This window comes from Methylobacterium oryzae, assembly GCF_021398735.1.
Classification (GTDB): domain Bacteria; phylum Pseudomonadota; class Alphaproteobacteria; order Rhizobiales; family Beijerinckiaceae; genus Methylobacterium.
The window spans coordinates 985120-1001542 of record NZ_CP090349.1 but is presented as its reverse complement, the minus strand read 5'-3'; the positions used below and the strand labels follow the sequence as shown (position 1 = coordinate 1001542).

Genomic DNA, 16423 nt, shown 5'->3' with positions numbered 1-16423 from the left:
CGCTCAGACGTGCGGCGGCGCATCGTAGAACACCGCGCCGCGCATCAGCGGGCGCGCCGTGCGGAAGAAGGCGCCGCGCTCGGCCCGCCAGCCGTCGGCCCCGCGGGTCACGGCGGCGTCGGCGGTGAGGATGCCCGACGGCATGCCGACCCGCAGGACCGCTTCGGTGGGGCGCGCGGCCTCGTGGACGAGGCTGCCTTCGAGCCGGGCGGCGACCGCGAGGCACAGGGTGGCGGTGAGCGGCAGCGCCTGGTGCGGCACGCCGTTCGAGATGACCCGGGCGGTCAGGTCGGTCTCGGCGGCGCGGATCGTGGCGCCGGAGAGGCTGCCGGAATCCTGCGGCGGCGCCACGAGGCCGACGAAGGGCACGTGGACGACGCGCGCCGCCGCCTCGAGATCGGGCGCGATGCCCATCGCCACGGAGCCGGCCCGGCGGATCCGCGCCAGCCGGTCGAGGAGGCCCGGCACGGCCTCCAGGGCGGCGGGCAGCTCGGTGCCGGCGAGGCCGAGATCGGCGGCGCGGACGAACACGCAGGCATTGGCGGCGTCGATCAGCGAGGCCTCGATCGCGCCGAGGCCCGGCACGTCGAGCCACTGACGGACGGCGCCGGTCGGGAGCAGCCGGCCGGTCGTGGCGCCGCCCGGATCCAAGAAGTCGAGCTGGATCGGCGCGCCCGTGCCGGTGACGCCGGGGATCGCGAGGTCGCCGCGGTAGACGCTGCGGCCGCCCGCGGCCGCGAAGCCCGCCACGATCAGCTTGCGCGTGTTAGTGTTGAAGATCCGCAGCCGCACCGGGCCGTCCGGGACGTCGACGAGCCCCTCGTCGACCGCGAACGGCCCCACGGCGGCGAGCATGTTGCCGCAATTGCCCGAGAGGTCGATGCGGCCGTCCCGGACCACGACCTGCACGAAGGTGTAGTCGATGTCGGCGTCCGGCCGCGCGGAGCGCTCCACCACGCAGATCTTCGACACCGACGAGACGCCCCCGCCCATGCCGTTGAGCTGCCGCCCGAACGGGTCGGGGCTGTCCATGGTGGAGAGGAAGGCCGGCTCCCAGGCGGCGAGATCCCCCGGCACGTCCCGGCGGTGCAGCATCAGCGCCTTGCTGGTGCCGCCGCGCATGAAGACGGCCGGCAGCGTGCCGGAACGCGCGGCCGCGCTCACATCCGCGCCGGCGGCTGGTTGGGGTCCACGAGGTAGCCGAGGCCGCGCACGGTCTGGATCAGGTCCACCGCGAGCTTCTTGCGCAGGCGGCCCACGAACACCTCGATCGTGTTCGAGTCGCGGTCGAAATCCTGGTCGTAGAGGTGCTCGGTCAGTTCGGCGCGGGAGACCACCCGGCCGGTATGGTGCATCAGGTAGGAGAGCAGCCGGTACTCGTGGCTCGTCAGCTTCACCTGGGCGCCGTCGACGAAGACCTTGCCGGAGCGGGTGTCGAGGGTCACCGGCCCGCAGGCGATCTGGCTGGTGGCGTGGCCGGCGGCGCGGCGCAGCAGGGCGCGCACCCGGGCCATCAGCTCCTCCATGTGGAAGGGCTTGGTGACGTAGTCGTCGGCGCCGGCGTCGAAGCCGTCGACCTTGTCGGACCAGCGGTCCCGGGCCGTGAGGATGATCACCGGGGTCTTCACGCCGGCCCGGCGCCACTTCTGCAGCACGGTGACGCCGTCGGCCTTGGGCAGGCCCATGTCGAGGATGATGGCGTCGTAGGGCTCGCTCTCGCCGAGATAGCCGCCCTCCTCGCCGTCATAGGCCTTGTCGGCGACGTAGCCGGCCTCCTCCAGCGCGGCCACGACCTGCCGGTTGATGTCCTTGTCATCCTCCACGACCAGCAGACGCACGGCTCACTCCCTTCCGAAACGGTCCCCGCGCCCGCTCAATACTGTCCCGCCACGGTGCCGGTGCGCGCGTCGACGATCACGTGCACGAAATGCCCGTCGCGGCGCAAGGCGGTGAGCATGTAGACGAGGCCGTCCGCGTGACGGCAGAGGCTCGCCCGCTGGATCTCGGCGCGGGGGATCACTGTCCGGGCCGCGCGGATCGCCGCGACCGGCGGGATCACCCGGCGCTCGCCGACCTCCTCGCGCAGGTCCGCGGGGGACAGGCAGCTCTCGATCCGCAGCGGCGGCTGGCTCGACACCGCGCCCGTCTGGGGGGCCGGCCCGTCGTCGGCCATGGAGCCGAGGCCGCCCGCGGCGAGGGCCGCGGCGGTCAGGCTGATGGCGACGAGGGCGATGGCGTAGCGCATTGGCAGACGATGTGAGCCCAGGGCACTGAATGCGTCCTGAATACGTGACCGTGCGTCGCCCCCGGCGGTCGTCGGCGGCGGTCCGGACAGTCCCTTCGCGGTCGATTCGGTGGCGGGCGGCATCGTGCGGACATGACGGCCGAGGCGGCGCCCGGTTCCACGCCGCGCGCCGCTTCCCACAGGCGCCGCAGCCGGTCTCACGGTGGCGGCGCTGCGGCGGGACCGCAGGCCGCGGCGCGGGCCGGCGGCCCGGCCCGGCCGGTCCCCGCCGGCGCGGCCTGCGCGACGCCGCCGGACCCCAGCGTCCAGGCACGCCGGCCGACCGCCGCACCCTCGTGGACGGCGACCGTCACCGCCGCGGCGGCCGCCAGGCCGAGCCACGCTCGGTCGAGAACCCTGTCCCAGAGCAGGCGCATCTCACCCTCCCGTCAGCAGCTTCCAGAGGGCCCGCAGGGCCGGGATATGCGCGGCGAGCCACGCGACCTGGTCGGAGAACCAGTGCGCGGCCGCCGCCGCGGCGACGAAGGCGAGCACCGTCGCGTGCTTGAGCCGGCGCAGGTAGCGGCGCAGCGCGCGGCGCTCGAGATGCGCGTCGACCAGCTCGTCGAGGGCGGCGAGGCGCGGCTCGGACTGCCGGGCGAACCACGCGTGCCAGACGGGCGGGAAGCGGATCGTCCGGGGCCGCCCGCCGAGGGCGACCCCCGCGCCCTCGGCGTCCTGGGGGCGCGCGGATTGCCGTGCCTCGGTGCGGAGGGGCTTCATGGTGACGATCCCTGTTTCACGGCCCCCGCGCCGCCGAAGCGGCGAGGCCCGGCCTCAGGCCGGGTGCTTGTCCGCCCCGCGCAGCTGCGCGAGCGCCGGGGCGAGGACGTTGGCGGCGCTCGCCTGCGGATCGAGGGGCAGCGCCCGGAAGATCCGCGCGGCCACGCCCTCGGGGCCGCCCGCCTTCCGCACGACGTGCGCGGGGGCGGTGGCGAGCACGTGCCGGGCGCCGGCGGCCACCACCGCGGCGCCGAGATCGGCGCTGACGGTCCGGCCCCGGGCGGCCCCGGCCACGGCGTTCTGGCCGAACTCGGCCCCGGCGCGGATCGCGGCCTCGATCCGGTCGCGGGTGAGCACCGAGGCGGCCCAGGGCGCGACCCGGGCGATGCCGGCGGTGACGGCGGCGGCGGCGAGCGGAACGAGGGCGGCCGTCACCGGCTGGAGCAGGCCGGAGAGCCAGTCGCCCCACGGCAGCAGGCCGGCGACGGGAGTAACGGCGGGCGCGGCACCGCCGGCCGGCCCGGCGAGGGCGGCGAGCGGCAGGCCGGTGACGGCCAGGGCGACGGCCGCCCGGATCGGGTGCATCATCGTGGGACTCCTTCTCAGCGCGCGGCGGACCCGGCCGGCTCGGGATCGGGTGACGACGGGTCAGGGCCGGCCCGGCGGCTGAGCCGGCATCGCGGCGGGACCGTCGCGCAGGGCGGCGAGGGCCCGGCGGGCCCAGGCGAGGCGGCGCGCGGGCGCCACGACGCCGGGCCGCTCGTAGCGGCGCCAGACCGCCTCGGTGGCGGCAGCGAGGGTGGTGGTGGCCCGCAGGGCCACGAGGGCCGGCGCCTCGGGACCGCGCAGCTCGGCGCAGAGGTAGCCGTAGCCCGCCTCGGGGTCGGCGGGATCGCGGCCGCGCGCCCGGCACCACGCCTCCATGGCGAGGCGCCGGGGCCCGGTCCACTGGGCGAGCCCCCAGCCGCCGCGGGAGCCCGGCACTGCGGGGGCGACCTCCTGGAGATGGCGGAACCCGCCGGTCTCGTGGCCGAGATTGCCGAGCAGGCCGGCGGCCTGGACGTCGCTCAGGCCGAGATCGCGCATCAGCCGCGGGCCGAGCCGGCGGCAGGCGGCGGCGAAGGGCTCCTGCGCGGCCGGAACGGGAGGCGGCATGGGCGTGCTCCGGAAACTGGCCTCCCCGGGCGCGCCGGGCTAAGGCGGCCCGCGCCGTGGGCGGCGCCGAGAGGGAAGCGTGGGACGCGGACAGGACCGGCCGCTCGTGTTCATCGGCGACTCGATCACCGCCGCCTGGGGCGCAGTGCGGGCCGAGACCTTCGCGCGCCACGGCTTCGTGGCCCGGGGCGTCCCGGGCGAGACGAGCGTGCAGATCCGGGCGCGCTTCCTGCGGGACACGGTCGGCGCCCGGGGCGTGCATCTGCTCTGCGGGATCAACGACATCGCGGAGATCGGCGGCCCGGTGCCGGACCGGGCGATCGCCGGGAACATCATGGCCATGGGGCGGATGGCCTTCGCGGCCGGGCTGCCGCTCACGATCGGCACCGTGATGCCGAGCGACTTCTGGGGCTGGCGCCCCGAGCTGCGGCCGGTGGCGCGGATCCGCGCCCTGAACGGGTGGCTGCGCGCCTACTGCGCGGCGGGCCCGGCCCGCCTCGTCGATTACGGGCCGCCGCTCGCCACGGAGGCGGGCGCGCTCCGGCGGGACTTCACCGACGACGGCATCCACCTCAACGGCGCGGGCTACGCGGCCGTGGAGCCGGCGATGCTCCGGGCCCTCGACGCCGTTCCGGACTGAGAGCGGCCGCGAGGCGCCGCCTGCGGATCCGCGGCGCTCACGCGCCCAGCGCCAGCCAGTAGGTCGGCACCGACCCGACCCCCGCCACGGAGCCGGACGTCGCGCGGCGGGTGCGGAGCGTGAACCCGGTGGCCGCCACGTCGCTGACCTGCGCGGCGTGGAGCGCGTCGCCGGCGCCGGCGACCGGCTGCGCCCAGACGCCGAGGCAGCTCCCCGGGAAGGCGATGCCGAACGCCACCGCGACATCCGCCTCGGCGGCGGTGACGAGCCCCCATTGCGCGATCAGGCCACCCGGGAGCCGCACCGACCCGTTCGCGCCGAGCACCTGCGCGCCGGTCGCCAGCGGCGTCCCGTCGGCGCGCTGGTAGTGGCGCACGCGCCAGCGGCCCGCCGCATCCGAGGTGGCGATGCAGGTGTCGTCGGCGGCTGTCACGAGATCGGCGCGGGTCGGCAGCACCAGCACTTCGGGATCGTGGACCAGGGTCGCGGCGCCCGAGAAGCGCACGAACCGCTCCCGGTCGGCGGCGGCGCCGAAGCTCGCGATCCGGGCCGCGCCGGTGACGAGCACCCGCCGGGTGCCGGCCGCGCCGAGGTCGGTGGTGGGGGCGGCCGCGAGGGCGGTCTCCGCCGAGGCGAAGTCGATCCCGCCGGTCCGGGCCGAGGCGGTGAGCGCCGTGGCGAAGGCGGCGCCGTCGGGCGAGACCTTCAGGGTGAAGTCGTCGCTCCCGAGGGTGCCCAGCAGCGCCCGCGCCGCGTAGCCGGTCTCGAAGACCAGGGCGGCGTCGCGGGCGGCGGATTTCCGGTTGACGAAGACCCGCATGTCGCCGGTGCCCGGCGTGGCGTCGTCCCAGGTCAGGAGCGCGGAGTCGGACTTCACCGCGAGACGGTTGGTGGCGTCGGCCGCCGTGTTGATCCCGAGGCGGCCGACGCTCTGGAGCGCGGTCAGCGCGCGGCGGAGGCTCGTCCAGGCCGCGCCGTCGAAGACGTAGAGGTCGACCTCGTCGATCAGCCAGGCGAGCCAGCCGGCCCGCGGCGCGGCGCCGGTCCAGACCCCGTCGGCGTAGCGCACCACCTGGCCCGCGAGCCCCGCCCAGGCGCCCCCGGGCTCGGCGGCGGCCACGAGGTAGCGGTCGCCCTCCGCGGGGCCCGGCGGCGGCGCGGCGAGGTCCTTGTCCAGGCAGGCGAGCTGGACGAGCGCGTCGAGCAGGCCGAGCGCCTCGTTGTGGGTGACGTGCTTCTGCGCCTGGCTCGCGGCGATCAGCGGCAGGCCGAGATGGGGCGTGGCGTCGGACATGGGGCGGCTCCCGGGCGGTCAGGTCGAGCGGTCAGGCCGAGCGGACAGGGATACGGGCGCGGCAGGCGGGTCCGGACCCGACGACGAGACCGATCTGCGCCACCGCGACGTCGAGATGCGTCTGGGCGTCGCCGAAATCGGCCGCCTCGTCCGCGTAGAGGCAGTGCTGGGCCTCGGCCCGGAGCGTGCGCAGGGCCGTACCGGCGTCCGAGAACACCGTCACGGCGTAGGTTTCCGGCTCGTCGAGCGGGATCTCGGCCGGCTCCCAGGCGTCGCCGTCGCGGCGGGCCCGCCGGATCCACGAGAGCCGCACCCCGTCCGCCGCGCGCCGCGCCCGCAGGTGGACCGGCCGCAGCGGCGTCAGCGCCGCGACGCCGGCCGTGGCGGTGATCTCGGTGAAGGCCGGGTCGGCCGGGTCGCGATCCGCCGGCCCGATCCGGTAGCGGAACGCGCGGCCGACCTCGTCCAGCCGGTCGACCAGGGGCGCCACGGCGCCGTCGTCGAGGCGCACGATCAGGCTCCCCGCCGGGCAGACCCGCCCCGCCGCCGCCTCGCTGCCCGCGAGCCCGCGCAGGAAGCCGGACAGCCGGTAGGTGTCGGGCCCGGTCAGGACCGCGGACGCGGCGCCGAGCAACTCCACGGTCCCGTCCGCGCCGAGCAGGGCGAACAGGTTGCCCCCGGCCAGCATCGCGCCCGCCCCGATCGAGGCCAGCGTCGCGCCGCGCCGCAGGGCGACGTCGAGATGCGCGCCCCGCTGGATGCGCCAGAGCGGGCCGGGCGGCAGCGCCGACAGGGTGCGCCCGAGGCAGGCCGGGTAGTCGACGAGGCGGTGCAGGGCGAGCGGCCCGTCGCCCGCGGCGCGCCAGATCGCGACCGCGCCGGGCCAGGGCTCGGCCGCCACCGCGCAGGATTGAAGGACCGTGGGGTCGCCGCGGTCGACCGGCAGGTCGAGGGCCAGGGCGAGCGGCGGGCCGGGAAAGGCGGGCGGCGCCACCTCGGCCCGGGCCATCGCGCGGGGCAGCCCGCGCCCGGGCCCCGCCCGGGGCGGCACGCCGCTCGCCTCGATCCGGCGGCCCGTGGGCGCGTCGTCGATCCGGTCGATCCGGCGCAGGACCGCGCCGCCGGGCACGTCGGCCGGGACCGCCAGGAGGTCGCCGGGCTCCAGCTCGACCCGGCGCGGACTCAGCGTGAACACCGCGGTGTCGCGGGTCGCGATCAGCCGGTCGAGCAGCGCCTCGGCCAAGCCGTCGGCGGTCTCCCGGCGGGTGACGATCGCCGCCTCGATCCGGGTCTCGCGCCGCCGCAGGCCGGCGGGCCGCACGGCCGAGGCCGCGGCGCGCCGGTAATCCGGGCTCTCGGAATCGGTGATCCCGAGCTCCACGGAGCGCGGCAGGGCGCTCTCCTCGGCCCGGACCTGGTGCAGGACCGGCCGCTCCTCCGACAGCCGGACGAGGTCGGTCTCGGCCAGGATCACGGGCCGGTCGCGCCGGGGACCGCGCAGCCGCAGGGTCCCGGCCACCGCCGAGACGTCGAGACCGTAGACCTCCGCCAGGGTCTCCAGGGCGCCCCGCGCCGTGAGCGGCCGGTCGATCACGTAGCCGTCGAGATAGGCGGCGGCCTCCACGGAGACCGGCGCGTCGAACCCGAAATCCGCGAGGATCCGCTGGACCAGCAGGTCGAGGTCGCAGCCCTCGATCCGGCCGGTGATCCAGTGGCCGACCCGCCAGTTGGCGGCGTCGGCCCAGACGCCCCGCACCGTCGGGAAGGCCGGGAAGGGCCGCGCGTCCCAGGCCCAGACGAAGATCCCGTCGGGATCGATCATGCGGCCGCCGTAGACCGGCGAGACCGGGTTGTCGGCCTCCCGGAAGCCCGGCACGGCCGGGTCGAACCGCGCGATCACGGCCTCCAGCCCGCGGAGCTGGATCAGCTCGTCGCGCAGGGCGCGGGATTCCGGCGGGACGGCGCTCTCGGACGATTTCGGGTCCGGGAAGACGTTGGGGCCGTTGGTGCCCTTGTCCACCGCCGGAACGCCGATCTCGGTGAGCCAGATCGGCTTGCCGGCCGGCACCCAGGCGGTGGTGCGGGTCTCGACGCCGCCGTCGCGCTCCACGTGCGGGCTCGACCACCACGCGACGAGGTCCTTGGCCCGGTAGATCCAGGGCTTGCCGGCGGCGCCGTCGGTGATCGGCCGGCGGGCCTGGGCGGCGCGGTCGGCCGCGTCGGCGTAGTACCAGTCGAAGGCCTCGCCGGACGCACCCCGGGCCTTCAGATAGGCCCGGTCGGCGATGTCGCCCGTCACCGCGAGGTCGGCGTGGTCCGGGTCGTCGCGCCAGTCGGAGACGGGCGGGTACCAGTCGATCCCGACGGCGCCGATGTTCGGGTCGGCGAACAGGTCGTCGAGGGGGAAGCGGACGGTGGCGCCGCCGTCGCCCACATGGGCGCCGTACTCGGTCCAGTCCGCCGCGTAGACCAGGGTGACGGCCGGGCCGAGGCGGTCGCGGAGCGCGGCGGCGAGGTCGCGCAGGGCCCGCACCGCCGGGTAGCCGGCCGCGCCGCGCACCCGGGTCAGGCCGACGAGCTCGCTGCCGATCACGAAGGCCGCGAGGGGCGTGCCCGAGGCCGCCCAGCCGGCCGCGAGGTCTGCGTAGTGCAGGACCGCGTCGCGGTAGCCACCCGCGAAGAAGGCCGCGACCTGCGCGTCGGCCGCGGCGGTCCCGTCCGGGCTCCCCGGAAGGCCCGGGGCCGGATCGCAGGTGATGCGGCCGCGCCAGGGATAGGCGGGCTGCGCGGCGCCGGGGGCGTGCGGATCGGGGAGCGCGTTGCCGGCCGGCACGTCCATCATGACGAACGGGTAGAGCGACACCGCCAGCCCCCGGCGCGCCAGCTCGGCGATCAGCCGGGTCAGGCCCGCATCCGCCGGCGTGCCGCCGTAGGCCGGGCTGCCGTCCGGCAGGGTCGAGACCGTCTCGGCCCGGTCGCGGGCGATCCCGGCGACGCGCCAATCCTCCGGCCGGGCGCGCTTGTCGGCGGCCTCGACCTTGGGCACGACCCGGCAGGATCCCGCCCGCAGGTCGGTGCCGAACCACGTCGCCACCACGGCGACCCGGCGCAGATTCGGGCACAGCGCCTGGAGCGCGTCGAGGGAGGCGATCACGTCGGTGCCGCGCTGGAGCTGGTGCCGGTTGGCGGCCTCGGTGCGGCCGAGCCCGAGATCGACGGTGACGCGGTCCGGATCGAGGCCGAACTCGCTGGCGCCGGGGATCAGGTCGACGGCGCGCACGCGGTCGAACAGGCCGTTGACCGGGCGGATCACCTCGAAGGCGAATTGCGGGACGCGGTTGCCGAAGGCCGCGAGGGCGAGGTTCTCGAACACCGCGTAGGCGAGGCCGCGATAGGCGGGCGCGTTCTCCGCGCCCTCCTTGGCGACGATCAGCGGGTCCGGCTCCTGGCCGGGGCCGCCGGTATGGACCCGCAGGGTCAGGCCGGCTTGGTCGATCTCCCGCCCGTCCGCCCAGATCCGGCGGACGCAGGCGATCTCGCCCTCGCACAGGCCGACCGCGAGGTTGGCGAAGTAGCTGTAGCGGGTGGTGACGGTCCTCGGGCCGCCCGCGAGCCCGCCCAGGCCCTTGGAGGGCGCGGCCGCGCGGGCGACGGTGGTGTTGGCGACCTCCAGCGGTCGGGTCGCCCAGATCAGGGTGCCGCCGATCCGCGCCCGCCCGTAGACCCGCGGGATCGGATCGCCCTCGGTGGAGGTGAGCCCGGCCACGTCGGCGAGCCGCGGCCCCTCGACGAAGCGCGCGTGCCGCCCGGACCCCGACAGGGCGCCGCCGAGGGCCGCGCCCGCGACGGAGCCGAGCGCGCGCCCGACCAGGCCGCCGATCGGGCCTCCGAGGGCGGTGCCGACCGCCGCGCCGGCCGAGGACAGGATCAGCGTCGCCATGGCGGGGCTCCGGATCTGATGGCGGTATCGCGTGGACGGGTTGCCGGTCCGTATCCGATCGGATACGTTCGATCGGTGACGACGATCCTGCTGTCCGACACCGTCCGGACTTGGCTCACGGGCCTGAAGGATCACCGCGCCAGGGCACGCATCGCGGCACGTATCCGCAGCGCGGGGCTCGGCAATTTCGGGGATGCCGAACCGGTCGGAACAGGTGTGTTCGAGATACGGATCCCGTATGGCCCGGGCTTTCGCGTGTACTATGTCCGACGCGGCGAGGTAACGTACCTGCTCCTGTGCGGCGGCGATAAGTCCAGTCAGACACGGGACATTCAGAGGGCCAAATCCATGGCCGCCTCTCTCGACGGAATCACCTGATGCGTTTCACACCGTTCGACGCCTCGGAATTCCTCGACAGTGAGGAGGCGATTGCCGAATACCTGGCGGCGGCGCTCGACGACCCCGACCCCGAGCTGTTCATCGCGGCCCTGGGCGATGTCGCGAAGGCACGCGGCATGGCGCAGATCGCCCGGGAAGCGGGTGTCGGTCGGGAGAGCCTCTACAAGGCGCTGACGCCGGGCTCGAAGCTCCGCTACGAGACGGTCCGCAAGATCATGGACGTGCTCGGCGTCAAGCTCACCGTATCGACGCGTTCCTCGTAGGCGCCGCAGCGCGCCGGAAACCGGAACACCCCCGTCGCGTGCCGCCGCCACCATCCGGTGAGCGCCACCTCGGTGACGGCGGCCCCGTCGTGGGCGTGGATCATCGCGCCGGCGCCGGTGGCGATGGCGCAGTGGCGAGCCGGCAGGTGGCGGCGGAAGGCGAAGAGCAGGACGTCGCCCGGCCGCGGCGCCAGGTCCGCCAGGGGTCCGGGCACCGGCACGAGGTGGCGGGCGGCCGCCTCGGTGAGCGGGTCGGTCCCGGGCGCGGCCGATTCCGCCCAGGTGCCGGAATAGGGCGGCGGCACCTCCGGCTCGGCGCCGTAGAGCCCGCGCCAGACCCCGCGCAGCAGGCCCAGGCAGTCGCAGCCCACGCCGCGCAGCGACGCCTGGTGGCGGTAGGGCGTGCCCAGCCACAGCCGCGCCTCGCCGAGCGCCGCGACACCGATATCCCGGCCGATCTCGCGGCGCATCGCGCTCATCGGAAGAGGCTCCCGCCGTCGAGGATGGGGTCCGAGCCGGGGACCGCCCGCATGACCGCGTCGTTGCCGGGCATGTGCGGGAAGCCCTGGAAATTGACCGCGTTGGCGAAGCGGTCGCGGCAGGTGGCGAGGCGCTTGTCGCACCCGGCCGTCAGGCTGAACCTGTCGCCGGCGGCGACCGGCCGGGGCGGCACCGTCCAGAGCTCGATCAGGGGCCCGAGCTGGAGGCGCACGTCGGCCGCGAGCCCGGCATTGGCGCCCGTCGTCCAGGTCAGGCGCCCGCCGGTGAACAGGCCGTCCGCGAAGGACCCGGCGAGCGCCGCCGCGAGCGTGGCCGGCTCCGGGACGCCGGTCACCCGGCCGGCCGTCGTCCACGCGGCGCGGTCCACCCGGCATCGGGCATCGCCGAGATCGGCGCCGCAGGTCGCCCGGTAGGTGCGGCCCCGCTCGGCGCCGAGCCGGTGCGCGAGGCCGCGCAGCTCCGCCACGAAGGCGTCGCCGTCCCGGCGCACCTCGCCGATCGTGGCGACGTCGAGGAGGAGCCGGGTCTCCGTGTCGCGCCAGTCGACCAGCCAGGTCTCCACGGCGGCGCCATCGTAGAGGCCGCCGGCGATGTCCGCCTCGGTGAGGCCGAGGCCGCTGAGCGCTCCCGCCACGTCGCCGCCCGAGACCGCGAAGCCGAGCTCGGCGCTGGCCTCGGCCGCCTCCAGCCCGGTGCGGGCGGCGTGGACGAGGCCCGCGACGGTCAGGTCGCGGTCGTGGTCGGTGAAGCCGAGGGCGAGCCCGTCCCGCCGCCGCAGGGACCAGCAGCGGCACAGGGTGGTCACCCCGCCGGCGAGATGGGCCGCGAAGGCCTCCGGGATGTCGCGCATGGCGTCACGCCTCCTCAGGGCACGATCTCGACGAGCGGCACCTTCGGGATCTCCCCGGCCGTGAAGGCGGCGAGGTCGATGGTCAGCGCGTCGGTGTCGAACCGGACCGGCACGTCGAAGGCGAAGCCCGCCGTCACGGCGGCGCCGGGCGGCGGGACGCGGCCCGCCGCGAAGGTGACGAGGCCGGTCGTCGGGTCGCACGCGAAGGCGCCGGGCTCGACCTCCCGGCCGCCGACCGCCACCCGGACGCTGCCGGCCACCGGCTTGGCGATCCGGCGCCTGTAGGGCGCGAAGCCGAACCCGTAGGTCTTGACCAGCGGGAAGGACGCGGTGGCGCCGTCGCCGGTGCCTAGCGGCTGGTCAGAGGGACTCGTCGGTCGGCCGGGCGGCCCGGAGCGGTCGTCGACCCGGTCGCGGAACCGGAATCCGTAGAGCCGCCCGCGCCGCTCCTCGAAGAAGGCCAGCACGGCGTGCAGGGCGTCGAGGCCGCGCATCCCGAACCCGGCCTCGTAGCGGCGGCGGGAATCGGCCCAGCGGCCGTTCCGGTGCTCCCGGCCCGAGGCCAGGGTCACGATCTCGGTGAGCCGCTGCGGGCCGCCGCCGGCGCGCAGCGAGACGTCGAGTGGGAACAGCACCTCGTGGAAATCGTCGGCCATGGCGGGCCTCTCCGGTTCGGGTGGCGACAGGGCCGCGCCGGTCTTCCGGGGCGTCCTCGCGAGCGCAGCGACGCGACCCAGGGCAGCGCGACATCCGTGACCGTGGCACTCCGGGATCGCTTCGCTCCGCCCGCGAGGACGGAGGCCGGGCCGCAGATCCCGCGCGACGCCCGGGGAACGGTATCGCTGCCGGATCGGAGCAGCTGAAAAAAGTCTTCCGAGAGGCGCCGGAAAATCAAAAGCGCCGTTCATCGACACGGGACGGCAGTTGATCGAAGATCGCCGCACCGAAGCGGATGTTCTCCGAAGTCCTCTCGGTCCGCACATCTCGGTTCACCGCGCGATCCGCACGACGCGGCGCCGTTCTGCCAGGGAAACCTTCCGATGAGCGCCATCCCCCAGCCCCTGCACGCATCCGCCCCTGCCCTCGACATCCGCCGCGTCGCCGGCCGCATCGGCGCGGAGATCCGCGGCGTCACCCTCTCGGGTGACTTGGACGACGGGACGGTCGCGGCGATCCGGCAGGCGCTGAACACCCACAAAGTGGTGTTCTTCCGCGACCAGGACCTCGACGAGGCCGGGCAGGAGGCGTTCGGCCGGCGCCTCGGCGACCTCGTCCCGCATCCGACCGTGCCCTCCCTCGCCGGCACGGCGGGAATCCTCGACATCGACGGCAGCCGGGGCGAGCGGGCGAGTTCCTGGCACACCGACGTGACCTTCGTGCCGGCCTACCCGGCGCTCTCGATCCTGCGGGCCGTGACGCTGCCGCCCCACGGCGGCGACACGCTCTGGGCCAACACGGCGGCGGCCTACGCGGACCTGCCCGAGCCCCTGCGCGACCTCGCCGACAAGCTCTGGGCGCTGCACTCGAACGTCTACGACTATGTCGGCGGCCGGGTGAACGTGTCGGAGGCCGGGCGGCGGCGCTACGACGAGGTGTTCACCAGGACCGTGTTCGAGACCGAGCACCCGCTGGTCCACGTCCACCCGGAGACCGGGGAGCGCTCGCTGATCGTCGGCCACTTCATCCAGCGGATCCTGGGCCTGACCACCGCGGATTCGCAGCACCTGCTGGCGATCTTCCACGACCACGCGACCCGGCCCGAGAACACCGTGCGCTGGTCGTGGCGGACGGGCGACGTGGCGATCTGGGACAACCGCGCCACGGTCCACCGGGCGGTGGACGATTACGGCGAGGCGCCCCGCGTGGTCCGCCGCGTGACGATCCAGGGCGTCGCGCCGGTGAGCGTCGACGGCCGCACCAGCCGGGCGCGGGAGACGGAGGCGCGCAGGGCGGCGTGAGCTGTGGCCGCGCGCGCCTCAGGTCGCCCGCTGGCCGCGCGCCACCGCCCGGGCGAGGCTCGCGGTCACCTGCGCCTCCGAGCGGCGGAAGGCGCCCGGATCGGGGGTCGCGATGTTGACCGTCACGGAGACCGGCCGCGCCGCGGCGCCGCCCGCGGCCACGCCGAGGCGACCGTCCGGCCCGCGGCCGAGGGGGAGGATCGCCTCCGGGCCGGCCTCGCCCATCAGGCCGGCGCCGCCCGCCATGGGGAAGTAGGTCGGCGCGGCCACGACGCCGCCGGCGGCGAAGGGCTGGACGCGGCCGCCCCGGAACACGCCCCCGCGGGCGAAGCCCGTCTCCGCGCCGGAGCCCAGCATCGCGCCGATCAGGCCCGTGAGGCCCGACTGGATCGGCCCGGCCGCCGCCCGCGCCGCCACGCCGGCGAGGCGCGCCCCAATGGTGCCGAGCACGCCGTCGAGGCTGCGGCCGGACGCGGCCCCGCGGGTCAGGGCAGTGTCGAGGCTGCGGCCGAAGCTCTGCGCCAGTCGGTCCAGGGTCTCGAGCTGCCGGATCCGGTCGTCGGACAGCGAGTCGGCCTGCGGGTCGGTCTCGGCCATGGCGGTGCCTCACGGTGGGTCGGGATGGGCGGCGAGGAGCCGCGCGAAGGCGGCGCGGGACAGCGGCTCCGGGCCGGCGCGCCGGCCGAGCGCCGCGGCGAACTCCCGCGGGGTCGCCGACCAGAAGTCGCGGGGCCGCCAACCCAGCGCGCCGAGGCCGAGGGAGAGGGCGTCGTCCCAGGGGAAGCGCTCCGGGGCCGGACGCGGCGGCGGCTCCGCGTCCGGCCCTAGGGAGGGTTTGCCGGGCCCGGTACCTCCCCGCCCGCCGCCTCCCCGCCCGGCGCTTCCCCGAAGGCCGCCGCCAGGACGTCGCCCAGGGCGGCCGAGACGGCGTCGAGCCCGCCCGCCAGCGGCAGCCGCGCCACCGCCGCGTCGTCGAGGTCGTGGCCGCCGCCCCGCAGGGCGACGCCCAGGAGGGCGATCAGGTCGCGGGCCGAGACGCGCCCGCCGGCGAAGCGCGCGGCGAGGCCCGCGAGGTCGCCGGCCTGGAGCGCGGTCTCCAGCTCGGCGAGCGCGCCGAGGGTGAGGCAGAGCGTGTAGCGCCGCCCGCCGAGGGTGAGCGGCACCTCGCCGCGGATCCGGTTGGCCACGGCGCTCAGACCGCCGCGAAGGCGAGCGCGCCGCCGGATTCGAGGCTCATGTCGAAGGTGACCTCACCGGCATGGTCGCCCCGGTACTCCAGGCTCGCGATCTGGAACGGCCCCTCCAGGATCCCGAAGGCCGGGATCACGATCTGGAACACCTCGACCGCGCCCTCGAAGAACAGCAGGCGCAGGCGCGCGTCCGAGGCCTGGTCGCGGAACACGCCCGAGCCGGCGATCGCGGCCCGCCGCACCCCGGCCCCGGCGAGCAGCTCGCGCCAGCGCCCGGCGGAATCGGCGTTGGTGACGTCGACGGTCTCGGCGTTGAGGGTGATCTGGCGGCTGCGCAGGCCCGCCACCGCCACGAAGCCGCCCGCACCGTCGCCGGCCCGGATCAGCAGGTCCTTGCCCTTCTGCGCGCCCATCGGCACCCTCCTCACAGGTTCTCGGTGACGGCCTCGACCGTCAGGGTCGCCCTGGCCTCGCCGGTCCGGGCGTCGCGCCGGGCGCGGACGGCCCGCACCCGGAGGGTCACGAGCCGGCAGCCGGCCAGCGGCAGGACGAGGGGCGTCGGGGCGTCCCGGAGGAGCGCCGCCATGCGCGAAGCGGCGTCGAGGGCGGTGCGCACCGAGCCCGCCTGGGCGATCACCGCGATCGCGTGGCTGTGCCGGTGGCGCTCGGCGCCGTCGACGGATTCGTCCGCGATCTCGGCGTCGCCGAACAGCGCGTAGACCGGGAGCGTGCCGCGCGGCGGCTCGTCGTAGAGCCGGACGCGGCCGCCCAGCAGCGCGGCCAGGGCGGCGTCGGCGGCGAAGCGGGCGATCAGGCCGGCGCGGAGCGCCAGGAGCGGGCCCGGATCGCTCACGACCGCCCCTCCCCGGGCAGCTCCTCGACGTGGCAGATCAGGTCGCGGCCCCGCGCGTCGGGCTCGGCGACGGCGCGGATCGCGAAGCGGCGCGGCCCGGCGGCGAGCCGCATGGTCGGGTCGAGCGCGGCCCGGCTCCGCAGGGTGACGCGGTAGGCGGGCCGCGTGTCGGTGCGGCCGCCGGCCGGTCGGTCGGCGAGTCCCGCCGGGGCGATCGCGCCCCACAGGACCGGGCCGGCCACGTAGCGGCGCAGCACGCCCCCGAACCCGTCGGGCTCCTCCAGGGGCCGCTCGAGGACGAAGCGGCGCCGCCGCGCGCCGAGGGGCGGGCGTTGGAACGAGGTCGCCATCGGGGAAGCTCCGGGTGCGAGGA

At 76.2% G+C, this 16423-nt stretch carries 21 protein-coding genes and 1 pseudogene; 4 read left to right on the top strand and 18 right to left on the bottom strand.

The genetic code is table 11. From position 1 onward, the window contains the following. Positions 1 to 3 precede the first annotated feature (3 nt). The 7 genes from LXM90_RS04780 to LXM90_RS04750 form a co-directional block, all read right to left on the bottom strand. Positions 4 to 1164, bottom strand: a complete 1161-nt coding sequence (locus tag LXM90_RS04780) for a 2-methylaconitate cis-trans isomerase PrpF family protein (RefSeq protein WP_234081930.1) — start codon at positions 1162 to 1164, stop codon at positions 4 to 6. Further along, the gene (locus LXM90_RS04775) at positions 1161 to 1838 is read right to left on the bottom strand and encodes a response regulator transcription factor (protein WP_012321897.1); all 678 of its coding nucleotides are present in this window, start codon (positions 1836 to 1838) and stop codon (positions 1161 to 1163) included. Before LXM90_RS04775 ends, LXM90_RS04780 begins: the two co-directional genes overlap by 4 nt. A 35-nt stretch (positions 1839 to 1873) precedes the next feature. Then, complete coding sequence (locus tag LXM90_RS04770; RefSeq protein WP_020090901.1) at positions 1874 to 2245, bottom strand: PepSY domain-containing protein; 372 nt, start codon at positions 2243 to 2245, stop codon at positions 1874 to 1876. Between the two features lie 197 nt (positions 2246 to 2442). Continuing rightward, a complete protein-coding gene (locus tag LXM90_RS04765; protein ID WP_234081929.1) occupies positions 2443 to 2661 on the bottom strand; it encodes a hypothetical protein in 219 nt (72 codons plus the stop codon). A 1-nt stretch (position 2662) separates the two neighbouring features. Beyond that, positions 2663 to 3007 (bottom strand): hypothetical protein, encoded by a 345-nt coding sequence (locus LXM90_RS04760; protein ID WP_234081927.1) that lies wholly within the window; start codon positions 3005 to 3007, stop codon positions 2663 to 2665. Positions 3008 to 3061: 54 nt separating this feature from the next. Next, a complete protein-coding gene (locus LXM90_RS04755; RefSeq protein WP_049961863.1) occupies positions 3062 to 3595 on the bottom strand; it encodes a hypothetical protein in 534 nt (177 codons plus the stop codon). Between the two features lie 60 nt (positions 3596 to 3655). Continuing rightward, the gene (locus LXM90_RS04750; protein WP_234081925.1) at positions 3656 to 4162 is read right to left on the bottom strand and encodes a phage tail tip lysozyme; all 507 of its coding nucleotides are present in this window, start codon (positions 4160 to 4162) and stop codon (positions 3656 to 3658) included. A 79-nt stretch (positions 4163 to 4241) separates the two neighbouring features. Here LXM90_RS04750 and LXM90_RS04745 point away from each other — a divergent pair, with 79 nt between their 5' ends. After that, on the top strand, positions 4242 to 4802 hold the full coding sequence (locus LXM90_RS04745) for a GDSL-type esterase/lipase family protein (protein WP_234081924.1): 561 nt from the start codon (positions 4242 to 4244) through the stop codon (positions 4800 to 4802). A 37-nt stretch (positions 4803 to 4839) separates the two neighbouring features. Here the strand turns inward: LXM90_RS04745 and LXM90_RS04740 are convergent, their stop codons facing one another. Next, a complete protein-coding gene (locus LXM90_RS04740) occupies positions 4840 to 6096 on the bottom strand; it encodes a DUF2793 domain-containing protein (RefSeq protein WP_234081922.1) in 1257 nt (418 codons plus the stop codon). Between the two features lie 31 nt (positions 6097 to 6127). Then, entirely contained in the window at positions 6128 to 10036 is a 3909-nt protein-coding gene (locus LXM90_RS04735; RefSeq protein ID WP_234081921.1) for a baseplate multidomain protein megatron, read from the bottom strand. A 75-nt stretch (positions 10037 to 10111) separates the two neighbouring features. Between LXM90_RS04735 and LXM90_RS04730 the strand changes: the two genes are divergently transcribed. Continuing rightward, the gene (locus tag LXM90_RS04730) at positions 10112 to 10414 is read left to right on the top strand and encodes a type II toxin-antitoxin system RelE/ParE family toxin (protein WP_234081919.1); all 303 of its coding nucleotides are present in this window, start codon (positions 10112 to 10114) and stop codon (positions 10412 to 10414) included. After that, on the top strand, positions 10414 to 10698 hold the full coding sequence (locus LXM90_RS04725) for an addiction module antidote protein (protein ID WP_056527585.1): 285 nt from the start codon (positions 10414 to 10416) through the stop codon (positions 10696 to 10698). Before LXM90_RS04730 ends, LXM90_RS04725 begins: the two co-directional genes overlap by 1 nt. On the opposite strand, the gene LXM90_RS04720 is transcribed toward LXM90_RS04725, so the two are convergent. The 3 genes from LXM90_RS04720 to LXM90_RS04710 are packed head-to-tail and all read right to left on the bottom strand — an operon-like array spanning position 10629 to position 12705. Next, positions 10629 to 11177 (bottom strand): NlpC/P60 family protein, encoded by a 549-nt coding sequence (locus tag LXM90_RS04720; RefSeq protein ID WP_020090911.1) that lies wholly within the window; start codon positions 11175 to 11177, stop codon positions 10629 to 10631. The two genes, LXM90_RS04725 and LXM90_RS04720, sit on opposite strands and share 70 nt — an antisense overlap. Continuing rightward, positions 11174 to 12049: a DUF2163 domain-containing protein gene (locus tag LXM90_RS04715; RefSeq protein WP_234081918.1), complete on the bottom strand. Its 876-nt coding sequence runs from the start codon at positions 12047 to 12049 to the stop codon at positions 11174 to 11176. Before LXM90_RS04715 ends, LXM90_RS04720 begins: the two co-directional genes overlap by 4 nt. Positions 12050 to 12063: 14 nt before the next feature. Beyond that, positions 12064 to 12705 (bottom strand): DUF2460 domain-containing protein, encoded by a 642-nt coding sequence (locus tag LXM90_RS04710; protein ID WP_234081917.1) that lies wholly within the window; start codon positions 12703 to 12705, stop codon positions 12064 to 12066. A 384-nt stretch (positions 12706 to 13089) separates the two neighbouring features. Between LXM90_RS04710 and LXM90_RS04705 the strand changes: the two genes are divergently transcribed. Further along, positions 13090 to 14007 carry a TauD/TfdA dioxygenase family protein gene (locus LXM90_RS04705; RefSeq protein ID WP_020090914.1) on the top strand — a complete coding sequence of 306 codons (918 nt, stop codon included), beginning with the start codon at positions 13090 to 13092 and terminating at the stop codon, positions 14005 to 14007. A gap of 18 nt (positions 14008 to 14025) precedes the next feature. Here LXM90_RS04705 and LXM90_RS04700 read toward each other — a convergent pair whose 3' ends face one another. The 6 genes and pseudogenes from LXM90_RS04700 to LXM90_RS04675 all read right to left on the bottom strand — a co-directional run bounded on the left by LXM90_RS04700 (position 14026) and on the right by LXM90_RS04675 (position 16400). Next, a complete protein-coding gene (locus tag LXM90_RS04700) occupies positions 14026 to 14604 on the bottom strand; it encodes a phage tail tape measure protein (protein WP_020090915.1) in 579 nt (192 codons plus the stop codon). A gap of 9 nt (positions 14605 to 14613) precedes the next feature. Continuing rightward, positions 14614 to 14778 (bottom strand): annotated as a pseudogene (locus LXM90_RS04695) (phage tail assembly chaperone); the annotation flags it as partial. A 53-nt stretch (positions 14779 to 14831) separates the two neighbouring features. Beyond that, positions 14832 to 15194: a gene transfer agent family protein gene (locus LXM90_RS04690; RefSeq protein WP_020090916.1), complete on the bottom strand. Its 363-nt coding sequence runs from the start codon at positions 15192 to 15194 to the stop codon at positions 14832 to 14834. Positions 15195 to 15199: 5 nt separating this feature from the next. Beyond that, the gene (locus tag LXM90_RS04685; protein ID WP_020090917.1) at positions 15200 to 15610 is read right to left on the bottom strand and encodes a phage major tail protein, TP901-1 family; all 411 of its coding nucleotides are present in this window, start codon (positions 15608 to 15610) and stop codon (positions 15200 to 15202) included. Between the two features lie 11 nt (positions 15611 to 15621). Continuing rightward, positions 15622 to 16050, bottom strand: coding sequence for a tail completion protein gp17 (gene gp17, locus LXM90_RS04680; RefSeq protein WP_020090918.1), 429 nt, complete (start codon positions 16048 to 16050; stop codon positions 15622 to 15624). Next, on the bottom strand, positions 16047 to 16400 hold the full coding sequence (locus LXM90_RS04675) for a head-tail adaptor protein (RefSeq protein WP_020090919.1): 354 nt from the start codon (positions 16398 to 16400) through the stop codon (positions 16047 to 16049). Before LXM90_RS04675 ends, gp17 begins: the two co-directional genes overlap by 4 nt. Positions 16401 to 16423 lie beyond the last annotated feature (23 nt).